Consider the following 595-nt stretch of genomic DNA (forward strand, 5'->3'; position numbering starts at 1 on the left):
TAGTGGAAAATCAACAATAAGCAAGGCATTAGCGCAAATAAGCGGTTTGCCGCTTCATCCGTTAGATTCAATTGTTTACAAATCAAACGGTGAATTTGTCGCTCGAGAAGAATTTGATGCTGTCCACAACGATATTCTTCGCTCAGAGTCGTGGGTCATTGATGGGCTTGGTCCTATACGTTCTTTTAATGAACGTATAGAAGCAGCAGATACTCTCGTCTACATAGATTTACCATATTCAGTGAGCTATTGGTTTGTGACTAAACGCTTTCTAAAAGGACTTTTTGTAAAGCCTGAGGGGTGGCCTGATGGAAGTTCAGTTATAAAGGGCACTTTGAATAGCTATAAAATGCTCAAGCTAAGCCCTGAGTTCTGGAACGATGAATTTACATCTAAGTTAATGGACTACTCTAATCGTAAAGAAATCTACATTATCAAAACAGTCTCTGAGTTGAATAAGTTTGTCTGTGCGCGAGCTAAATAGTACGCATATAACAAATAAGGATACGTGTCGCGCAGCCGACACTTCTATCCGGTTGTTGGACAAGCCCGTATAACCTTATTAAGTAAATTGCTCGGAGGGTGTTTGATAGGC

General features: G+C 40.3%; 1 protein-coding gene. It reads left to right on the forward strand.

What is annotated here, in order from left to right; translation table 11 throughout:
• Positions 1-484 (forward strand): P-loop NTPase family protein (locus C9I99_RS26930; protein WP_107351897.1); only part of this gene is annotated, 484 nt, incomplete at its 5' end.
• Positions 485-595: the final 111 nt, after the last annotated feature.

Source organism: Photobacterium lutimaris, from assembly GCF_003025555.1.
Taxonomy (GTDB): Bacteria; Pseudomonadota; Gammaproteobacteria; order Enterobacterales; family Vibrionaceae; genus Photobacterium; species Photobacterium lutimaris.